Annotated in this window: 13 protein-coding genes and 1 pseudogene; 1 reads left to right on the top strand and 13 read right to left on the bottom strand. The window is 65.8% G+C overall.

All coding sequences use genetic code 11. The features are described 5' to 3' along the window. The 9 genes from M1247_RS32295 to M1247_RS32255 form a co-directional block, all read right to left on the bottom strand. The gene (locus M1247_RS32295; RefSeq protein WP_317160520.1) at positions 1-807 is read right to left on the bottom strand and encodes a DUF4333 domain-containing protein; all 807 of its coding nucleotides are present in this window, start codon (positions 805-807) and stop codon (positions 1-3) included. An 83-nt stretch (positions 808-890) separates the two neighbouring features. Further along, complete coding sequence (gene tnpB, locus M1247_RS32290; protein WP_317160519.1) at positions 891-2,345, bottom strand: IS607 family element RNA-guided endonuclease TnpB; 1,455 nt, start codon at positions 2,343-2,345, stop codon at positions 891-893. Between the two features lie 141 nt (positions 2,346-2,486). Continuing rightward, a complete protein-coding gene (locus M1247_RS32285) occupies positions 2,487-5,240 on the bottom strand; it encodes a DEAD/DEAH box helicase (RefSeq protein ID WP_317160518.1) in 2,754 nt (917 codons plus the stop codon). Then, positions 5,230-6,180, bottom strand: a complete 951-nt coding sequence (gene tatC / locus M1247_RS32280) for a twin-arginine translocase subunit TatC (protein ID WP_317160517.1) — start codon at positions 6,178-6,180, stop codon at positions 5,230-5,232. Before tatC ends, M1247_RS32285 begins: the two co-directional genes overlap by 11 nt. 88 nt (positions 6,181-6,268) lie before the next feature. Further along, the gene (tatA, locus tag M1247_RS32275; protein ID WP_317160516.1) at positions 6,269-6,541 is read right to left on the bottom strand and encodes a Sec-independent protein translocase subunit TatA; all 273 of its coding nucleotides are present in this window, start codon (positions 6,539-6,541) and stop codon (positions 6,269-6,271) included. 30 nt (positions 6,542-6,571) lie between these two features. Next, positions 6,572-7,528, bottom strand: coding sequence for a helix-turn-helix transcriptional regulator (locus M1247_RS32270; RefSeq protein WP_317160515.1), 957 nt, complete (start codon positions 7,526-7,528; stop codon positions 6,572-6,574). Further along, the gene (locus tag M1247_RS32265) at positions 7,525-8,520 is read right to left on the bottom strand and encodes a helix-turn-helix transcriptional regulator (protein WP_317160514.1); all 996 of its coding nucleotides are present in this window, start codon (positions 8,518-8,520) and stop codon (positions 7,525-7,527) included. Before M1247_RS32265 ends, M1247_RS32270 begins: the two co-directional genes overlap by 4 nt. 16 nt (positions 8,521-8,536) lie before the next feature. Beyond that, on the bottom strand, positions 8,537-9,895 hold the full coding sequence (pafA, locus tag M1247_RS32260; RefSeq protein WP_317160513.1) for a Pup--protein ligase: 1,359 nt from the start codon (positions 9,893-9,895) through the stop codon (positions 8,537-8,539). Positions 9,896-9,965: 70 nt separating this feature from the next. Beyond that, entirely contained in the window at positions 9,966-10,625 is a 660-nt protein-coding gene (locus M1247_RS32255) for a TetR/AcrR family transcriptional regulator (protein WP_317160512.1), read from the bottom strand. An 83-nt stretch (positions 10,626-10,708) separates the two neighbouring features. Between M1247_RS32255 and M1247_RS32250 the strand changes: the two genes are divergently transcribed. Further along, entirely contained in the window at positions 10,709-11,143 is a 435-nt protein-coding gene (locus M1247_RS32250) for a hypothetical protein (RefSeq protein ID WP_317160511.1), read from the top strand. On the opposite strand, the gene M1247_RS32245 is transcribed toward M1247_RS32250, so the two are convergent. The 4 genes and pseudogenes from M1247_RS32245 to M1247_RS32230 form a co-directional block, all read right to left on the bottom strand. Next, a complete protein-coding gene (locus M1247_RS32245) occupies positions 11,140-11,928 on the bottom strand; it encodes an IclR family transcriptional regulator (RefSeq protein ID WP_317160510.1) in 789 nt (262 codons plus the stop codon). The two genes, M1247_RS32250 and M1247_RS32245, sit on opposite strands and share 4 nt — an antisense overlap. Before the next feature lie 25 nt (positions 11,929-11,953). Further along, entirely contained in the window at positions 11,954-13,510 is a 1,557-nt protein-coding gene (locus tag M1247_RS32240; protein ID WP_317160509.1) for a GMC family oxidoreductase, read from the bottom strand. Continuing rightward, complete coding sequence (locus M1247_RS32235; RefSeq protein WP_317160508.1) at positions 13,503-15,026, bottom strand: APC family permease; 1,524 nt, start codon at positions 15,024-15,026, stop codon at positions 13,503-13,505. The genes M1247_RS32240 and M1247_RS32235 overlap by 8 nt, the downstream gene beginning before the upstream one ends. Positions 15,027-15,036: 10 nt before the next feature. Continuing rightward, positions 15,037-16,032, bottom strand: a pseudogene (locus M1247_RS32230) (aldehyde dehydrogenase family protein); the annotation flags it as partial. Positions 16,033-16,096: the final 64 nt, after the last annotated feature.

The raw sequence follows: 16,096 nt of genomic DNA, 5'->3' as shown, positions 1-16,096 counted from the left end.
TTACTTGGGCCTGCCGACCTCGTAGGTGCCGTCGTCGTTCTGGAACGTCACGGTGACCTTGCGCTTGGTGCCGTCGATACTGACCTCGCAGTCGAAGGTGTCGCCCTTCTTCACCGTGGGGTTCTGACCGTCGTTGCACTTGACGTCTTTGACGTTCTTGGCGCCGTAGCCGTTGGTCTCATCCGACAGGATCTGCTGCACACCCGTCTGCGCCTTGTCGATGTCGAGCTTCGTCGTCATGGCCCAGCCGGGCAGCCAGAAGGCTGTGACAGCGAGCACGATGAGCAGTAGGGCCACCAGACCGCCGACGATGCCGCCGATGGCCGCCATCGACCGCTTGGAACCGTCCTCGCCGCCGGGCGGCGTGTACTGCCCGTACTGACCGAACTGACCTGGTTGCTGGCCGAACTGCGGCGGCGCGCCGTAACCCGGCTGTTGGCCGTATTGGGGCTGACCGTATTGGCCGGGTTGACCGTACTGGCCCGGCTGACCCGGCTGCTGCGGGTACTGGCCCGGCTGGCCGTAGCCCTGCTGCTGACCGAATTGCTCGGTCGGCGGGTACTGCTGCTGCGGTTGCTGGGGATACCCCGGCTGTTGCGGCTGCTGATACTGCGGATACTGCTGCTGCGGCTGTTGCGGTTGCTGCGTGTACGCCGGAGGCTGCCATGCCGGAGTATGAGTGGTCGCGTCATCGGAGGCGGATGCAGACGGCTGCCACGCCTCGGTGCCTTGCGGCTGATCGCTACCGGGCTCGGGCTGCTGACCGGGCCACGGCTGCGCCGGATCAGATCCCTGCGGTCCGCTCATGCTTCTCCTTGATTTTGTTCGCTATCACCGTCAAAACACCCTACCGTTACCTGACTACACCAGCGTCTGTATGACTAGGCGTTTCAGGCAGCCTCTCCTTTGGGGGAGGCACTCCCACCGTCATCAGCATGGTCGCCTACTTCGGTACGGGTTCGGGTTTCACTGCCACCGGCTTCACTGCGAGGTGAAGACTTACGATCGGCTCCGCCCGTGATGAACCCGGTACTCGGGTCCGTTTGTTGTTGAGCGTAACGTGCCAGGTTGACTGCTGCATTGAGGTCCCGGTCGATGACCAAACCGCAGCAGTCGCATTTATATGTCCGCTCGGCAAGGTGCAGCTTGGCTTTCACCACACCACAGCCGGAGCACATTTTCGAACTGGGAAACCACCGATCTGCCTTCACCATCTGTGATCCATACCAGCCGGTCTTGTACGCAAGTTGGCGGAACAGCTCCCCCAGGCCCGCGTCGCCGAAGGCACGGTTGAGTCCACGTTTACGCGACCCACCGCGAGCCATCATGTTCCTCACCGTCAGCGTCTCGCCACCGATCACCCCGTGTTTCTGACTGAGCTGGGTGGTGAGTTTGTGAAGACGGTCCGCTCGCAATTGGGCCACGCGTGCATGCACCCGAGCGATATCGCGTTGCGTGCGCTCCCAACCTCGTGAAGGCCGGCGCTTCGTAAACGTTGACGTGTCCCAAGGGCCAACCTGGCGTGCTGCTTTACGCTGCATCGCTCGCAACTTTTGGTGCGCTCGCCTGAGCTCCCGCGGCGCCCGATGACGCGCCAACTCATTGCCATCGGGGTCAGCCACGACGATCAGATCCTTCACACCGGCGTCGATCCCCACCACGGCTGCACCGGATTTCACATGCGCCGGGCGGCCCGAGCCTCGTCGCACCAGGCAGGTAAACGAGACCTGCCAGCGGCCTCGCTCGAACCGTACCGTCGCTTTGAGAACGCGGGCTACGCCCGCGTCCATGCGGCGTGCCAGCTTGCGTGTGCTCTCGTGTGTCCTGATCGTGCCCAATCGCGGCAAGGTCACATGCCTGCGGTCGGGTTCAACCCGTATAGCACCCGTGGTAAACGAAAACTTATTAGCTGCAGCGGCTTTCGTTTTAAATCGGGGGAACCGCATCCGCTGACCACCGCGTATACCCCGACGCGAAGCAGACCAGTTCGACAGTGCGTCAGCCAACCCACGACACGCATTTGCGTATACCTCTTTAGAGTTCTCAGTCCACCAGGGAGTGCCATCGGCTCGTACCGCGACTTTGTGTTTTCGGCGGTTGAAGTCGTTGCGCAGCGACTGAAACGACCATTCCATCAGGGGCGTCAGGTCATCCTCCCTGACCCCGTAAGAACGCTCTGCGGCTCGCTGGTCCAAGTTGGCCTTCACTGCCGCCAGCATTACGTTGTAGGCGAACCGCGCTCCACCGGCATGCGATCTAAATGCCTCGACCTGCATTGGAGTCGGATCGAGAACGAACCGGTACGCCTGCGCGGTCCATTCATCGGAAATCTCATATCGCGCCATCACTGCCACCAGCGTTCGAAGGTGCCCACCAAACGAGCCCGATGCTCCACGACAGTCACAGTGGCACATAGGTCTGACAACGACTATCAAGCGGCCCTTTTGCTCACAACCCCTTCACCAACATGTGTATCCGGATGAGCACTACCCCGCATCAACTGCCACGACGCCGCGTCGAACGTCGCCGATCGCACGTTTTGCGGTATTGCGCAATGCTGATGTGGGCGCGGCATTGCGCACCTGATCGAGCAGATCCAGCACCTGGCGGCACCATCGCACGAAATCGCCGGCCGACAACGAGGAACCCGATCCCGCCGCGTCGGACGCGGCCAGTGCCGAGGCCAGATCGCCGGTGGTGGACCATCGGTACACCGCCGCGACGAAGCCGTCGTCGGGTTCCCGGCTCGGCGTGATGCGGTGCCGCTGTTCATCGGCGCGCAGGTCGACCGACAGCCGCCGTGTCCGCGCCAGGGCGCGACGCAGGCCCGGGGTCGGCGCGTCCACACCCGGTGCCACACCGGCGGCGTCGCCACGGGATTCGAAGAGTACCGCCGACAGCACACCGGCAAGTTCGGCCGGCTGCAGACCTTCCCAGTGACCGCCGCGCAGACATTCGGCGACCAGTAGGTCACTTTCGCTGTAGATGCGGGCCAGCAGTCTGCCGGCATCGGTGACGGCCGGGGGCGCGGCCGGTTCGGCGTCGTCCCGCTCGATGAATCCCCGTTCGCTCAGCAGCGCCACGATCCGGTCGAACGTGCGCGCCAGCGAGTTCGTCGCCGCGGCCACTTTCTGCTGGATCTGGGCGTTGTCGCGTTCGATCCGCAGATAACGCTCAGCGATCCGGGCTTTGACGTCACGGTCGGGCAGCTCGTGAGCGGGGTGTTCGCGCAGCCGCGCCCGCAGCCCGGCGAGCTCAGGGTCGACGTCGCGCTCGGGTGCGGCAGCACCTCGTTTCGGCCTACCGGAGGGCACGGTGAGCCCGGCTGCCGCGGACCTCAGCGCCGACGCCAGGTCGCGACGCACCCTCGGCTGCCGATGCTCGACCCGCTTGGGCAGAGTCATCGACCCCAATGCCGCGGATGCACCCGAGTAGTCGGCCGAGGAGATCCGTCCTGCCCAGCGGTGTTCGGTCAGCACCAGCGGTCGGGGATCGTCGCTGTCCCGGTCGGCTTCGAGCACCACGGCCAGCCCGCCACGGCGTCCATGGGTGATGCTGATGATGTCGCCACGGCGCAGGCCGGCCAAGGCGTCGGTGGCGGCTCTGCGCCGGTGCAACCGCGATGCGCGCGATTGGGCGCGTTCGCGCTCAGCGATTTTCGCCCGCAGCCGCGTGTAGTCGAGGATCGGCGAGTCCTTGCCTCCCAGTTCGGCGGCCAACTCGTCGAGCATCCGTTCACCGCGCGTGATCCCCCGCACCAGCCCGACCACTGACCGGTCGGCCTGGTACTGCGCGAACGATCGCTCGAGCAGCTTGTGCGCCTGCTCGGGACCCATCTGCTGCACCAGGTTGATGGTCATGTTGTAGCTCGGGGCGAACGAACTGCGCAGCGGGAAGGTGCGGGTGGATGCCAGGCCCGCGACCTCGGCCGGCTCGGCGGTGCTGTCATCGGGACGCCACAGCACCACGGCGTGGCCCTCGACATCGATGCCGCGGCGCCCGGCCCGGCCGGTGAGCTGCGTGTACTCCCCCGGCGTCAGCGGCATGTGTTGCTCACCGTTGAACTTCACCAGCCGCTCCAACACCACCGTGCGGGCAGGCATGTTGATCCCCAAAGCCAGTGTCTCCGTGGCGAACACCGCCTTCACCAGGCCCGCGGTGAACAGCTCCTCCACGGTGTGGCGGAAGATCGGCAGCATTCCGGCGTGATGTGCGGCCAACCCGCGGAGCAGGCCCTCACGCCATTCGTGATAGTCGAGCACGATCAGGTCCGATTCGGCCAGATCCGCGCAGCGCCGGTCGACCACCTCCGCGATGCGAGCCCGTTCTTCGTTGGTGGTGAGCCGCAGCGGGGCACGCAGACACTGCTTGACCGCAGCATCGCAGCCGGCGCGGGAGAACACGAACGTGATCGCGGGCAGCAGGCCCGCACCGTCCAGCGCGGCGATCACGTCGGGACGGCTCGGCGGCCGGTACAGATGCGGCCGTGCCCTGCCACGCCCGCGCGGCTGCCAGTCGGCCAAGCGGTCGGCTTCGGCGCGATGGACGATGTGACGCAACAGGTCCGGGGCGACCAGGCTGCTGTCGGCACCCTCGAACAGGTCGAAGAGTCGCTTGCCGACCAGCATGTGCTGGGACAGCGGCACCGGCCTGTGCTCGTCGACGACGACGGTGGTGTCACCGCGGACCGTCTTGATCCAGCCACCGAACTCCTCGGCGTTGCTGACCGTGGCCGACAGGCTGACCAGCAGCACGTCCTCCGGCAGATGCAGGATGACCTCTTCCCACACCGCCCCGCGCATCCGGTCGGCCAGGAAGTGCACCTCGTCCATCACCACATAGGAAAGCCCATGCAGCGACGACGAATTGGCGTACAGCATGTTGCGCAGCACTTCGGTGGTCATCACCACCACATCGGCGTTGCCGTTGATCGACTGGTCACCGGTGAGTAACCCGATCTTGTCCGCGCCGTAGCGGGCCACCAGGTCGTTGTGTTTCTGGTTGCTCAGCGCCTTGATCGGTGTGGTGTAGAAGCATTTTCCGCCGGCCGCCAGCGCGAGGTGTACGGCGAACTCGCCGACGACGGTCTTGCCTGCACCGGTCGGTGCGCAGACCAGCACGCCGTGGCCGTTTTCCAGCGCCCGGCAGGCGCGCAGCTGGAAATCGTCGAGGGTGAAGGGCAATTGCGCAGTGAATCCGACGAGTTCACGGCCCGGTCCGTCACCCGTCTCAGGTGGCATCGTCGTCGATGGTGAACCGTGAGGGTGTGGGTACGGCCGTGGGCGCGTCTACCGGTTGGACGTCCCCGATCGGGGCGGCCGCGTCGTCGGCGACCTCGGCCAGGGCCGCCCGCCTTGCTTTGCGTGCGTCATTGAGCCGGGCAATCTGGATGGCCATCTCCAGCAGCACGGTCAGAGCGCACGCCAACGCCAGCATCGAGAACGGGTCGGAGCCCGGGGTGGCGAACGCGGCGAAGACGAACAGCCCGAAAATCATTCCGCGGCGCCAGGATTTGAGCCGCTCGTAGGGCAGCATGCCGATCAGGTTGAGCATGATGATCAGCAGTGGGAACTCGAAGCTGATGCCGAACACCAGCAGCAGGTTGATCAGGAACCCGAAGTACTGGTCACCGGAAAGGGCCGTGACCTGGACGTCGCTGCCGACGGTCAGCAGGAAACTCAAGGCTTTGGCCAGCACCACGTAGGCCAGGATCGCGCCGCCGATGAACAGCAGCGCCCCGAAACTGACGAACGCCATCGCGAAACGGCGTTCTTTCTTGTACAGGCCGGGCGTGATGAACGCCCACAACTGATACAGCCAAACCGGGCAGGCCATCACGAGCCCGGCCGCCAGGCCGACCTTGAGGCGCAGCATGAACTGGTCGAACGGAGCGGTGGCCAGCAGGCGACAGCCCCCGTCCGCGGTGATGTCGGCGCGGGCGTAGCTCGGCAGGGCGCAGTATGGGCCGCGCAGCCAGTCCCCGAGGCTGGGCAGACCGAAGATGCCGTGGCTGTACCAGAAGAACCCGGCGATCGTGGTGAGCAGGATCGCCCCCACCGAGATCAGCAGGCGGTTGCGTAGTTCGTGGAGGTGATCGACCAACGACATGGTGCCGTCCGGGTTGACCCGCGAACGGCGGCGGCGAGGATCGAATTTCTGGAAAAGACCGGGGGTCTGCACGGGCTTGCTTCAGGGCCTTGTTCTTTAGGGGCCTTGTTGAAGGCGCGACCTGATGACGCGGTGTGGACCGCGGTCAGGTCGAACCGTTTCAGGCCGTGTGTCGGTCCGGCGACTGCTCGGGAGCAGGAGCGGCAGTGTCGACCCGCTCCGAGGCGATCGGCGTGGCCGGCGGGGCCACCCGCTCCGCATCGGGCGTTGCCTCGCCAGACTTGGACTCCGACTGCATCTCTTTGATCTCGGACTTGAATATCCGCATCGACTTACCGAGCGACCGCGCCGCATCCGGCAGCTTCTTGGCACCGAAGAGCAGCACGAACACAGCGATGACGATGACCCAGTGCCACGGTTGTAAACCGCCCAATTTGGTTACCTCCAGACGTCTGGGCCGAGTCTACCCGCCATCGGCGATCGCGTCGTAGGCGTGGAGCGCCTCGGTCGCCGCGACCCGCACCCGCTGCGCCAACGCGTCGGGGGCCAACACCCGCACCGCTGAGCCGAATCCGAGGACGAACCTGGCCATCCAATCGGCGGAGGCGTAGGTCATCACCGCTTCGCAGGCGCCGTCGGGCAATTCGTTGGTCACCTGCAGCGGGTAGTAGTCGAACATCCACGCCGCGGTCGGTTCGATCAGCAACGTCGCCGACGGCAGCGAGGGGTCCGCGTCGAACAGCGAGGTGTCCGGCCCGGCCTGCACCGCAGGCGGCGGCGGCACCGACGGCTCGTCGAGCAGCTTCGCCTCGACGATGCGGTCGAACCGGAACAGTCGCACCGCTTCGGCACTGCGACACCACGCCTCGAGATAGCTGTTGTCCCCGACCAGGGCGATCCGGATGGGATCCACGATCCTGGTGGTCAGTGAATCCCGTGACGCCGAGTAGTACTCCAGGGTCACCGCGCGGCCGTCCCGCACGGCTGCGCGGACCGCCGCGGCAGCGCCTGCCTCGGCCGGGACGGATTCTTCGACCACTGCGCGCTGGCTGCCCGCCGCGGATTCGATCTTGGCGATGGCGCTGCGCGCGGCCTCCGGATCCACCATGCCCGGCACGTCGACCAGCGCCCGCAACGCCACCAGGACACCCGTGGCTTCGGTCGAGGTCAACCGCAGCGGATGGTCGACACCGGCGGAGAACGTCACCTCGATCGTGTCCCCGACGAAGTCGAAGTCGATGAGGTCGCCCGGGCTGTAGCCGGGCAGGCCACACATCCACAGCTGGTCGAGATCGGCGTCGAGCTGTTTGTCCGAGACCCCGAGGGCGGCCGCAGCATCGGCGCGGGTGACCTTCGGATTGGCCTGGAAATACGGGACCATGTTAAGCAGCCGGACCAGGCGGTTCGACACCTGGCTCATGAGGTGAGCTCCCCCGCCTGCGCACGCAGCCGCGCCAGCACGTCATCACGCAGCGCCGGTGGTTCCAGCGCCAGCGCGTCACCGCCGTAACTGGCGATCTCCCGTGCCAGCCGGTCCGACATCCCGATGTCGACGGTGATCTCCTCGCCCGCGCGGCCGCCGAGCGTGCGGGGCGTACTGGCGACGGCCTCACGGCGCAGTGCGGTAGCGCGCCCGTCGGCGACCCACACCCGCGCCTGCTCACCGGTGGGCACGTCGGCGACCACGCGCTGCACGATCTCCCTCAGGTTCACGCCGTCGGGCTTGCTCACCGCACCGGGCGGACCGACGGCGGTGACGCCGTCGTTGATGCGGGACAGCCGGAATGTGCGGGTGTCATCGCGGTCGCGGTCGTGTCCGACGAGATACCACCGGCCGCGGTGGGTGACGACGCCCCACGGCTCCACAATGCGGGTGGTGTACTCGGCGCTGCGCGACGGCCGGTGGTCGAACCGCACGGCCGTTCCGGAGTCGATGGCCGACATCAGTATTCGCAGTACCTCCTCGGAGCCCCGCAGGCCGGGCAGCACGGCGGTGGAGGCGATCGCGACACCGGCCGCGTCGGCGTCCACGTCAACGCCTGCGGCACGCAGTTTCAACAACGCGCCCTGGGTCGCGGTGACCAGTTCCGGCGACTGCCACAGCTGGGTGGCCACCGCGACGGCCGCGGCTTCGTCGGCGGTCAACTGCACGGGCGGAAGGGCGTAGGAATCGCGATTGATCCGGTAGCCCTCGGTCGGGTCGAATTTGGACAGCCGACCCGTTTCCAGGGGAATGCCGAGGTCGCGCAGTTCGTTCTTGTCCCGTTCGAACATGCGGGAGAACGCCTCGTCGCTGGGACTGTCGGTGTATCCGGCGACACTGGTGCGAATCTTCTCGGCAGGCAGGAACGTTCTGGTGGAAAGAAGCGCGATAACCAGGTTCATCAACCGCTCGACTTTGGAAACCGCCACCAGGAGAGCTTAAGGCTCACATACTGGCGATCAACCGCTTGACTCGCTCGTCGACCGAGCGGAACGGGTCCTTGCACAACACGGTGCGCTGCGCCTGGTCGTTGAGCTTGAGGTGCACCCAGTCGACGGTGAAATCCCGACCGGCCTCCTGCGCGGCGGTGATGAACTCACCGCGCAGCTTGGCCCGGGTGGTCTGCGGCGGGGTGTTGACCGCGGCATCGATCTCTTCGTCGGTGGTGATGCGGGTCGCCAGACCTTTGCGCTGCAGCAGATCGAACACCCCGCGGCCGCGTTTGATGTCGTGATAGGCCAGGTCGAGCTGGCTGATCTTGGGATCTGACAATTCCATGTTGTAGCGGTCCTGGTAGCGCTGGAACAGCTTGCGCTTGATCACCCAGTCGATCTCGGTGTCGACCTTCGCGAAGTCCTGGCTCTCAACCGCGTCGAGCTGGCGCCCCCACAGGTCCACCACCTGTTCGATCTGGGTGTTGGGTTCGCGGGTCTGCAGGTATTCCACAGCCCGGCTGTAGTACTCCCGCTGGATGTCGAGCGCACTGGCCTGCCTGCCGCCGGCCAGCCGCACCGAGCGTCGGCCGGTCAAGTCGTGACTGACCTCCCGGATGGCCCGGATGGGGTTGTCCAGCGAGAAGTCGCGGAACGGCACGCCTGCCTCGATCATCTCCAGCACCAGCGACGCGCTGCCCACCTTGAGCATGGTGGTGGCTTCGCACATGTTGGAGTCACCGACGATGACATGCAGCCGCCGGTACTTCTCGGCGTCGGCGTGGGGCTCGTCGCGGGTGTTGATGATCGGTCGGGACCTGGTGGTCGCGCTGGACACGCCCTCCCAGATGTGTTCTGCGCGCTGGCTCAGGCAGAAGGTCGCCGCCTTCGGCGTCTGCAACACCTTGCCTGCGCCGCAGATCAGCTGACGGGTGACCAGGAAAGGCAACAACACGTCGGAGATCCGGGAGAACTCGCCGGCCCGCACGATCAGGTAGTTCTCGTGGCAGCCGTAGGAGTTGCCCGCGGAGTCGGTGTTGTTCTTGAACAGGTAGATGTCGCCGCCGATGCCCTCGTCGGCCAGCCGCTGCTCGGCGTCGATCAGCAGGTCCTCCAGGACGCGCTCACCGGCGCGGTCGTGGGTGACCAACTGGATCAGGTTGTCGCATTCGGCGGTGGCGTATTCGGGGTGGCTGCCCACGTCCAGATACAACCGTGCGCCATTGCGGAGGAAGACATTGGAACTGCGGCCCCACGACACCACCCGCCGGAACAGATACCGGGCGACCTCGTCCGGACTGAGCCGCCGATGGCCATGGAACGTGCAGGTCACACCGAATTCCGTCTCGATGCCCATGATTCGTCGCTGCACGCTATCGAGCTTACGGGGTGGTTCACAGTAACGGTGGGCAAGGCGCGGTTTGCGCGCCGTCCGAATCCGGTCAACGCGGCGGAGTCAGCGAGCCCGGTGCCACACCGAGAATGCGTTCGAGCACCTGTAGATAACCGCCGAGCACGCGCTGAGCGCGTGGACCGCTGATGTCGATCCCGCTCAGCCCGTCCTCTTCTATCGCGACTGCGAAGGCGTCCGCGAGGACGCCGTCCATACCTGCGATGAACATCGCCGTCTCGTGCGGGAACCCGGTATCGAAGACACCTTCGTCACAGCCTTGCCGGATGATCGCCTCGAGCATGGGCACCGTGGTGCGCATCGACTCCTGGGCGAGTTTCTGCCGAAACAGCGCGTTCTCGTCGCGCCACAAATGCATGAGGGTCGTCACGGCGGCCGGGTTGCCGGCTTTCCACGCGGCGGTTGCGTCGAAATATGCGTGCAGCTTGTCGATCGCAGCAAGGCCCGCATCGTCGACCACTGCCCGCAGTGGGCGCGACGCGCTCTCCGCAATCGCGTCGGCGGCCCCTTCCAAGAGGGCCTGTTTCGACCCGAAATAGTGATAGAGCGCGCCTTTGGACATTCGCACCTTCGCGAGGACGTCCTCGATGGTCATCTTTTCGTAGCCCTTGTCGTGCATGAGCTGCAGTGCGGCATCGAGGATCTCGCGCCGGCGGGCGGCGTACTCCTCGGGCTTCACCCGGCGGGCCACGGCACATCCCTCCCATTGACGATTGCTCCGGTCAGAGCCTAGCGTAAAAATAGACCGTCCGTCGGTTTATTGATTGGAGTCTCATGCCGAAGGCAACACCCGAAGCCCTGCAACGCACCCGTGCCTTCGCCCGCGTGCTCGGCCCGTTCGTCGCGACCGCGACGCTCATCATCGCGATCCGCCTGCCCGACCTGACGGGCCTGCTCGGTGGCCTGTTCGACAATGCCGTCCTACCGTGGATTCTCGGCGCGGCGATGCTGATGATGGGCCTGATCGTGATCGCGTTCCACCAGTACTGGTACAGCGTGACCGCCGCCCTGATCTCGGTTTTCGGCTGGTTCGTGGCGCTACGCGGGGTGGCCATGATGGCGATCCCCTCGGCGATCGATTCCGGTGCGAGCGCGGCCGTCACCAGCCCGGGATTGCTGATCGCGGCGCGGATCTTCTTCCTGCTGCTCACCGCGATGGGGCTCTGGTTCACCTACGTCGGCTGGGGCCGGCGCCCCGCCGACAGTTAGCCGTCGGCGGGCTCCACCCAGCCGAGTCGCCTGCTGATCCCGTCGGCGGCGGCCTGAGTGAGTTTTGCCACCTCCTCGAAACGGTCCGCGCCCAGACGGTACGACGGTCCCGAAACACTCAGTGCCGCAACGACTTGCAGGTCCGCATCGTAAACCGGCGCGCCCACGGCGTTCAGGCCGACTTCGAGTTCCTCAGTGACGCTGGCCCAGCCGCGTTCGCGCACGGTCGCGAGCTCGGCGGACAGCTCGGCGATCGTGACGATGGTGTTGGGGGTGAACGACTCCAGCGTGGTGGGCAGCCGGTCGCGGACGTCATCGACGTCCAGGCCCGCGAGCAGCACCTTGCCGCTCGACGTGGCGTGCGGCGGGCAGGTCTGGCCGACCCAGGTGCGCAGTGTGATCTCCGCGGGCCCGATCGACTCCACGATGTTGATCACCCGGTCCCCGTCGAGGATCGCCACATTGGCGGTCTCCCCCACATCGTCGGTGAGGCCGTCGCAGAAGTCCTGGCTGAGTTTGGCCAGATCCAACTGCCCGCTGCTGGCCTTGGCCAGCCGTGCGATCGAGAAGCCCAATCGGTATTTGCCCCGGCCGGATACCTGTTCAACGTAGCCACGGGACTCCAGTACGGCGATCAGCCGGGACACGGTCGACTTGTGGACGTCCAGTTCGGCGGCGATTTCGGTGACACCGGCCTGGCCCAGGCTCGCCAGGATCTCGAGGACGAGTAACGCACGGTCCACGGACTGCACCGCCGCTGCCGGTCTCTCGTCACCTTTCGCCATGGGCTCCCAGCCTATACAGCCGGGATCAGCGTTTTCGGATCAGGTCAACACACTTCTCCGCCATCGTCATCACGGTGATGTTGGGGTTGACGGCGGGCAGCTTCGGCATCGCCGACGCGTCGACGACCCGTAACCGTGACACTCCCTTGACCCGCAACTCCGGATCCAGCACAGCCATCGGGTCGGTGGCCGCACCCATCCGGGCGGTCGCCGCAGGGTGATAGACGGTGTTGTGACACTGGTGGATGTAGTCCAGCAGCTCGTCGTCGGTGACTGCGTCGGGTCCCGGTGCCAGCTCACGCGCCACCCAGGGCTTCAGCGCCGCCTGTTCGGCGATCTTGCGGGCCAGTCGCACACCGGCGAGCATGATGCGCTCGTCGTATCCCTCGGGATCGGTGAAGTAGCGCGGGTCGACCCTGGCCCGGTCACGGAAATCGCGGCTCCGCAGCCGGATGGTGCCCCGTGAGCGGCCCTGAGTCACGTTGGGCGTCAGGCAGAACCCGTTGTCGGTGGTCGGGTAGCCGCGGCGCAGCGTGTTCATATCGAACGGCACGCTGCCGTAATGCATCATGAGATCGGGTGGGGCCGGGGAGTCCTTGGGGAAGTCGTCGATCCTGGTGAACAGCCCGATCTCCCACCATTGCGTCGATGTCGTGACCATCGGCCGCGACGCCTCCCAGAACACCAGGCCCTCGACGTGGTCATCGAGGTTCGCGCCGACACCGGGCGAGTCGACGCGCACCGGGATTCCCAGCTCCCGCAGATGCGCGGTCGGCCCGATTCCCGAGAGCATCAACAGCTTCGGGGTATCGATGGCACCGGCGCACACGATCACCTCCCGCCGCGCCGAGACCACGTCGTATCCGGTCAGGTCGGGACGCTGGTAGCGGATGCCCGTGGCGCCCAATGCCCCGTCGAACAGGATCTCGGCGATCCAGCAGTCGGTGCGCACCTCGAGGTTGTGCCGGGTGTCGAGGATCGGGTGCAGGTAAGCGTGCGAACTCGACATCCGGGTGCCGTCCTGCGCAGCGTTGATCTGGAACCATCCGGCCCCGTTGCGGACGGTCTGGCCGCGGTTGAACGCGACGGTCGGCAGGCCGACCATCGCGGCAGCTTCCAGGACCGCGGCTCCGCACGGATCCTCGGGCGGGACGTCGCGCAGATGCACCGTGTCTTTCAATCGTGCCGTCAGCGGCAGGATCTCGGCAGCGCTCCACCCCGCCGCACCCATCTCGACCCACTCGTCGAGACACTCGGCGGGCGGCAGGAACGCGATGCAGGAGTTGTGTGAGGAACAGCCACCGAGCACCTTGGCACGGGCGTGCCGCATGAACGAGTTACCGCGCTCCTGTGGTTCGACGGGATAGTCCCAGTCGTAGCCGGAATCGAGCAGATGCATCCACTCCGAGAGCACCAGGATGTTGTCGTCGCCGACGTCGGACGGTCCGGCCTCGACCAGACACACCGTCACGTCCGGGTCTTCTGACAGCCGTGCGGCCAGCGCGCAACCTGCGCTGCCGCCGCCTGCGATGACATAGTCGAATGTGCCCCGGACGCGAGGAGGATGTTGAGATTCAGGCATCGGTCCTCGCAGCGTGAGATTCCAGACAGCCGATGTGGTTGCGGCCCTTGAGGAAATACCACAACAGGCCGGCGCCGAGGATCACGCCGATGTAGACGAATGCTCCCCAGGTGTTGTACCAGGGTTCGCCGTAGACGGCCGGGCGCGGCCAGGCCAGGTTCAGCGCCATCCCGATACCCCACACCACCGCGACAATGTTGACCAGCAGCCCCCACCGTCCCATGGTGAAGTAGCCGCCCTCGGCGAGATCGGCAGGCGGCCACTCGCCCTTGAGCCGCTTCTTGAGCATCGGCCCGGTCACCATCAGGTACGCCAGGTAGATCATGATGATCGCGATCGACGTGAGCACCGTGAAAATCTTGGGTTGGCCGATGTTGATCACCAGGATCACGACGGCGATCACACCGATGGTGACCGCAGGGACGATCGGGGTCTGCGTCCTGGGATTGACGGTGGCAAGCCTCTCCCCGAACGGCAACGCGTTGTCACGGGCCATCGCGAACGTCAGCCGGATGGCCGCGGTGTGCACGGCCAGCGTGCACACGGTGACGGCGATGACGATGCAGATGAGGAAGATCGTGCCGAGCGGACCCCACATGACCTGCTCGACGATGTACTGAAGACCTCCCGAGCTCTCACCGAGTTGCGGATCCTGCAGATCCGGTGCGGCCATGACCGCGAAGACCAGGATGGCGCCGCCGATCACGAACGAGGCCAGGATCGCCCTCGCGATCGCCTTGGGTGCGGTGCGCCGCGGTTCGACGGTCTCCTCCCCCAGCGAGCTGGCGGTGTCGAAGCCGTACATCACATAGCCCGACGCCAGCGACGCCACCAGGAAGGCACCGAGATACCCCATGCTCTCCCCGACCCCATAACCGTTGCTGGAGAAGAACACGTCAGGACCGCGGTTGATGTTGATGGCGAGCAGGAACGCGATCAACACGGCAGCGATGAGTTCGATGAACACTCCGGTGCTGTTGATCCGGGACATCAGCTTCACCCCGAGGGCGTTGACCAGTGTGGTGAACGCGATGAGCACCGTACCGAGGAGGACGGCGTTGGCGGCATAGTCGTACTCACCGGTCCCGTCCCCGACGATCTGGAATCCGCTCCACACCCGGGGCAGGTTGAGCTGGTAGGCCAGCGCCACCGCCGAGATCGTCACGATCGACGCGGTGAGCATCAACCACCCGGAGATCCATCCGACCAGCCGGCTGGCCAACTTCTTGCTCCAGTTGTAGACCGAGCCCGCCACCGGATACTTCGCCGCGAGTTCCATGAAGCACAGCGCCACGGCCATCTGCCCGACGAACACGATCGGCCACGACCACAGATAGGCCGGCCCCGCGGTACCGAACCCGAAGTAGAAAAGCTGGAACGTGCCGGTCAGGATGGAGATGTAGCTGACGCCCGCCGCGAAGCTGGCGAACTTGCCGATGCTGCGGTCCAACGACTCCCGGTAACCGAAGTCCTCCATGCCGCTGTCGGCCTGCGGAACGCCTTTCTCGACCACCATGTCCAGCCCCTCAGCCCTTGAACCAGCCGGCGGGTGCCGGTGCGGTGTTGTGCCAGATGTGCTTGATCTCCTGGTACTCCGCAAGCCCGGTCGGCCCGAGTTCGCGTCCATTGCCGGACTTTCCGAAGCCGCCCCACTCCGCCGCAGCGGTGTAGTAGCCGAAGTCGTTGAGCCAGACTGTTCCGTGCCGCAATGCCCGCACGACTCGTTCACCGCGCGCCGGATCGGATGTTCGAACACCGGCCGCCAGACCGTATTCCGTGTCGTTGCCCAGTCGTATCGCCTCGGCCTCATCGGTGAATCGCTCGACCGTGAGGATCGGTCCGAAGGTTTCCTCCTGGACGATCCGCATCGTCCGGTCGCAGCCGTCAAATATGGTCGGCAGGTAGAAGCTGCCGTCGGCCAGTGCCGGATCGCTCGGCCTGGCCCCGCCGGTGACCAGCCGTGCTCCTTCGGAGATGCCCTGGGCGACATACGCTTCCACCTTGGCCCGGTGCTGCTCGGAAACCAGCGGCCCGGTCTCGCTGTCCGGGTCCGTGCCGGGCCCGATGCGGATCCGTTCGGCGCGCCCGGCGAGCGCGGCGACGAAGTCGTCGGCGATGGACTCCTCGACGATCAGCCGGGTGCCTGCCGAGCACACCTGCCCGGAGTGCAGGAACACGCCGGTCAGCACGTGATCGACGGCCGCGGCCCAGCCGTTTCCGTCGCCAGCCTCGCGAACGTCGGCGAACACGATGTGCGGGTTCTTACCGCCGAGTTCGACCGCGACCTTGGTGACGTTGGCTGCCGCCATCTTCGAGATGACGGTGCCGGTCGCCAGCCCCCCGGTGAACGAGATGAAGTCGACGCGGGAATCCGCGGTCAGCGCCTCACCGAGCACCGCGCCGCTACCCTGCACCAGATTGACAACGCCGGGCGGCGCTGAGAACTCTCGCAAAGCCTCCTGGAGCAGGTGGACGAACGCGATCGTCGACAGCGGCGTCACCTCGCTGGGCTTGCTTACAAGTCGTTAGTACATCCCCTAGGTTTGACCCGTTGCGTGGACATCCTGATGGCTGGCTTTGTGCTGG

The organism is Mycobacterium appelbergii (assembly GCF_032883035.1).
Classification (GTDB): Bacteria; Actinomycetota; Actinomycetes; order Mycobacteriales; family Mycobacteriaceae; genus Mycobacterium; species Mycobacterium appelbergii.
Note: the sequence above shows the minus strand (reverse complement) of the source record. Positions and strands in the feature narration are given on the sequence as shown.

What these genes read in the sequence shown, in the direction of transcription:
- M1247_RS32295 (WP_317160520.1), bottom strand. Translation starts at nt 807, where the DNA reads ATGAGCGGACCGCAGGGATCTGATCCGGCGCAGCCGTGGCCCGGTCAG.
- tnpB (WP_317160519.1), bottom strand. Translation starts at nt 2,345, where the DNA reads ATGGCGCGATATGAGATTTCCGATGAATGGACCGCGCAGGCGTACCGG.
- M1247_RS32285 (WP_317160518.1), bottom strand. Translation starts at nt 5,240, where the DNA reads ATGCCACCTGAGACGGGTGACGGACCGGGCCGTGAACTCGTCGGATTC.
- M1247_RS32270 (WP_317160515.1), bottom strand. Translation starts at nt 7,528, where the DNA reads ATGAGCCAGGTGTCGAACCGCCTGGTCCGGCTGCTTAACATGGTCCCG.
- M1247_RS32250 (WP_317160511.1), top strand. Translation starts at nt 10,709, where the DNA reads ATGCCGAAGGCAACACCCGAAGCCCTGCAACGCACCCGTGCCTTCGCC.
- M1247_RS32245 (WP_317160510.1), bottom strand. Translation starts at nt 11,928, where the DNA reads ATGGCGAAAGGTGACGAGAGACCGGCAGCGGCGGTGCAGTCCGTGGAC.
- M1247_RS32240 (WP_317160509.1), bottom strand. Translation starts at nt 13,510, where the DNA reads ATGCCTGAATCTCAACATCCTCCTCGCGTCCGGGGCACATTCGACTAT.
- M1247_RS32235 (WP_317160508.1), bottom strand. Translation starts at nt 15,026, where the DNA reads ATGGTGGTCGAGAAAGGCGTTCCGCAGGCCGACAGCGGCATGGAGGAC.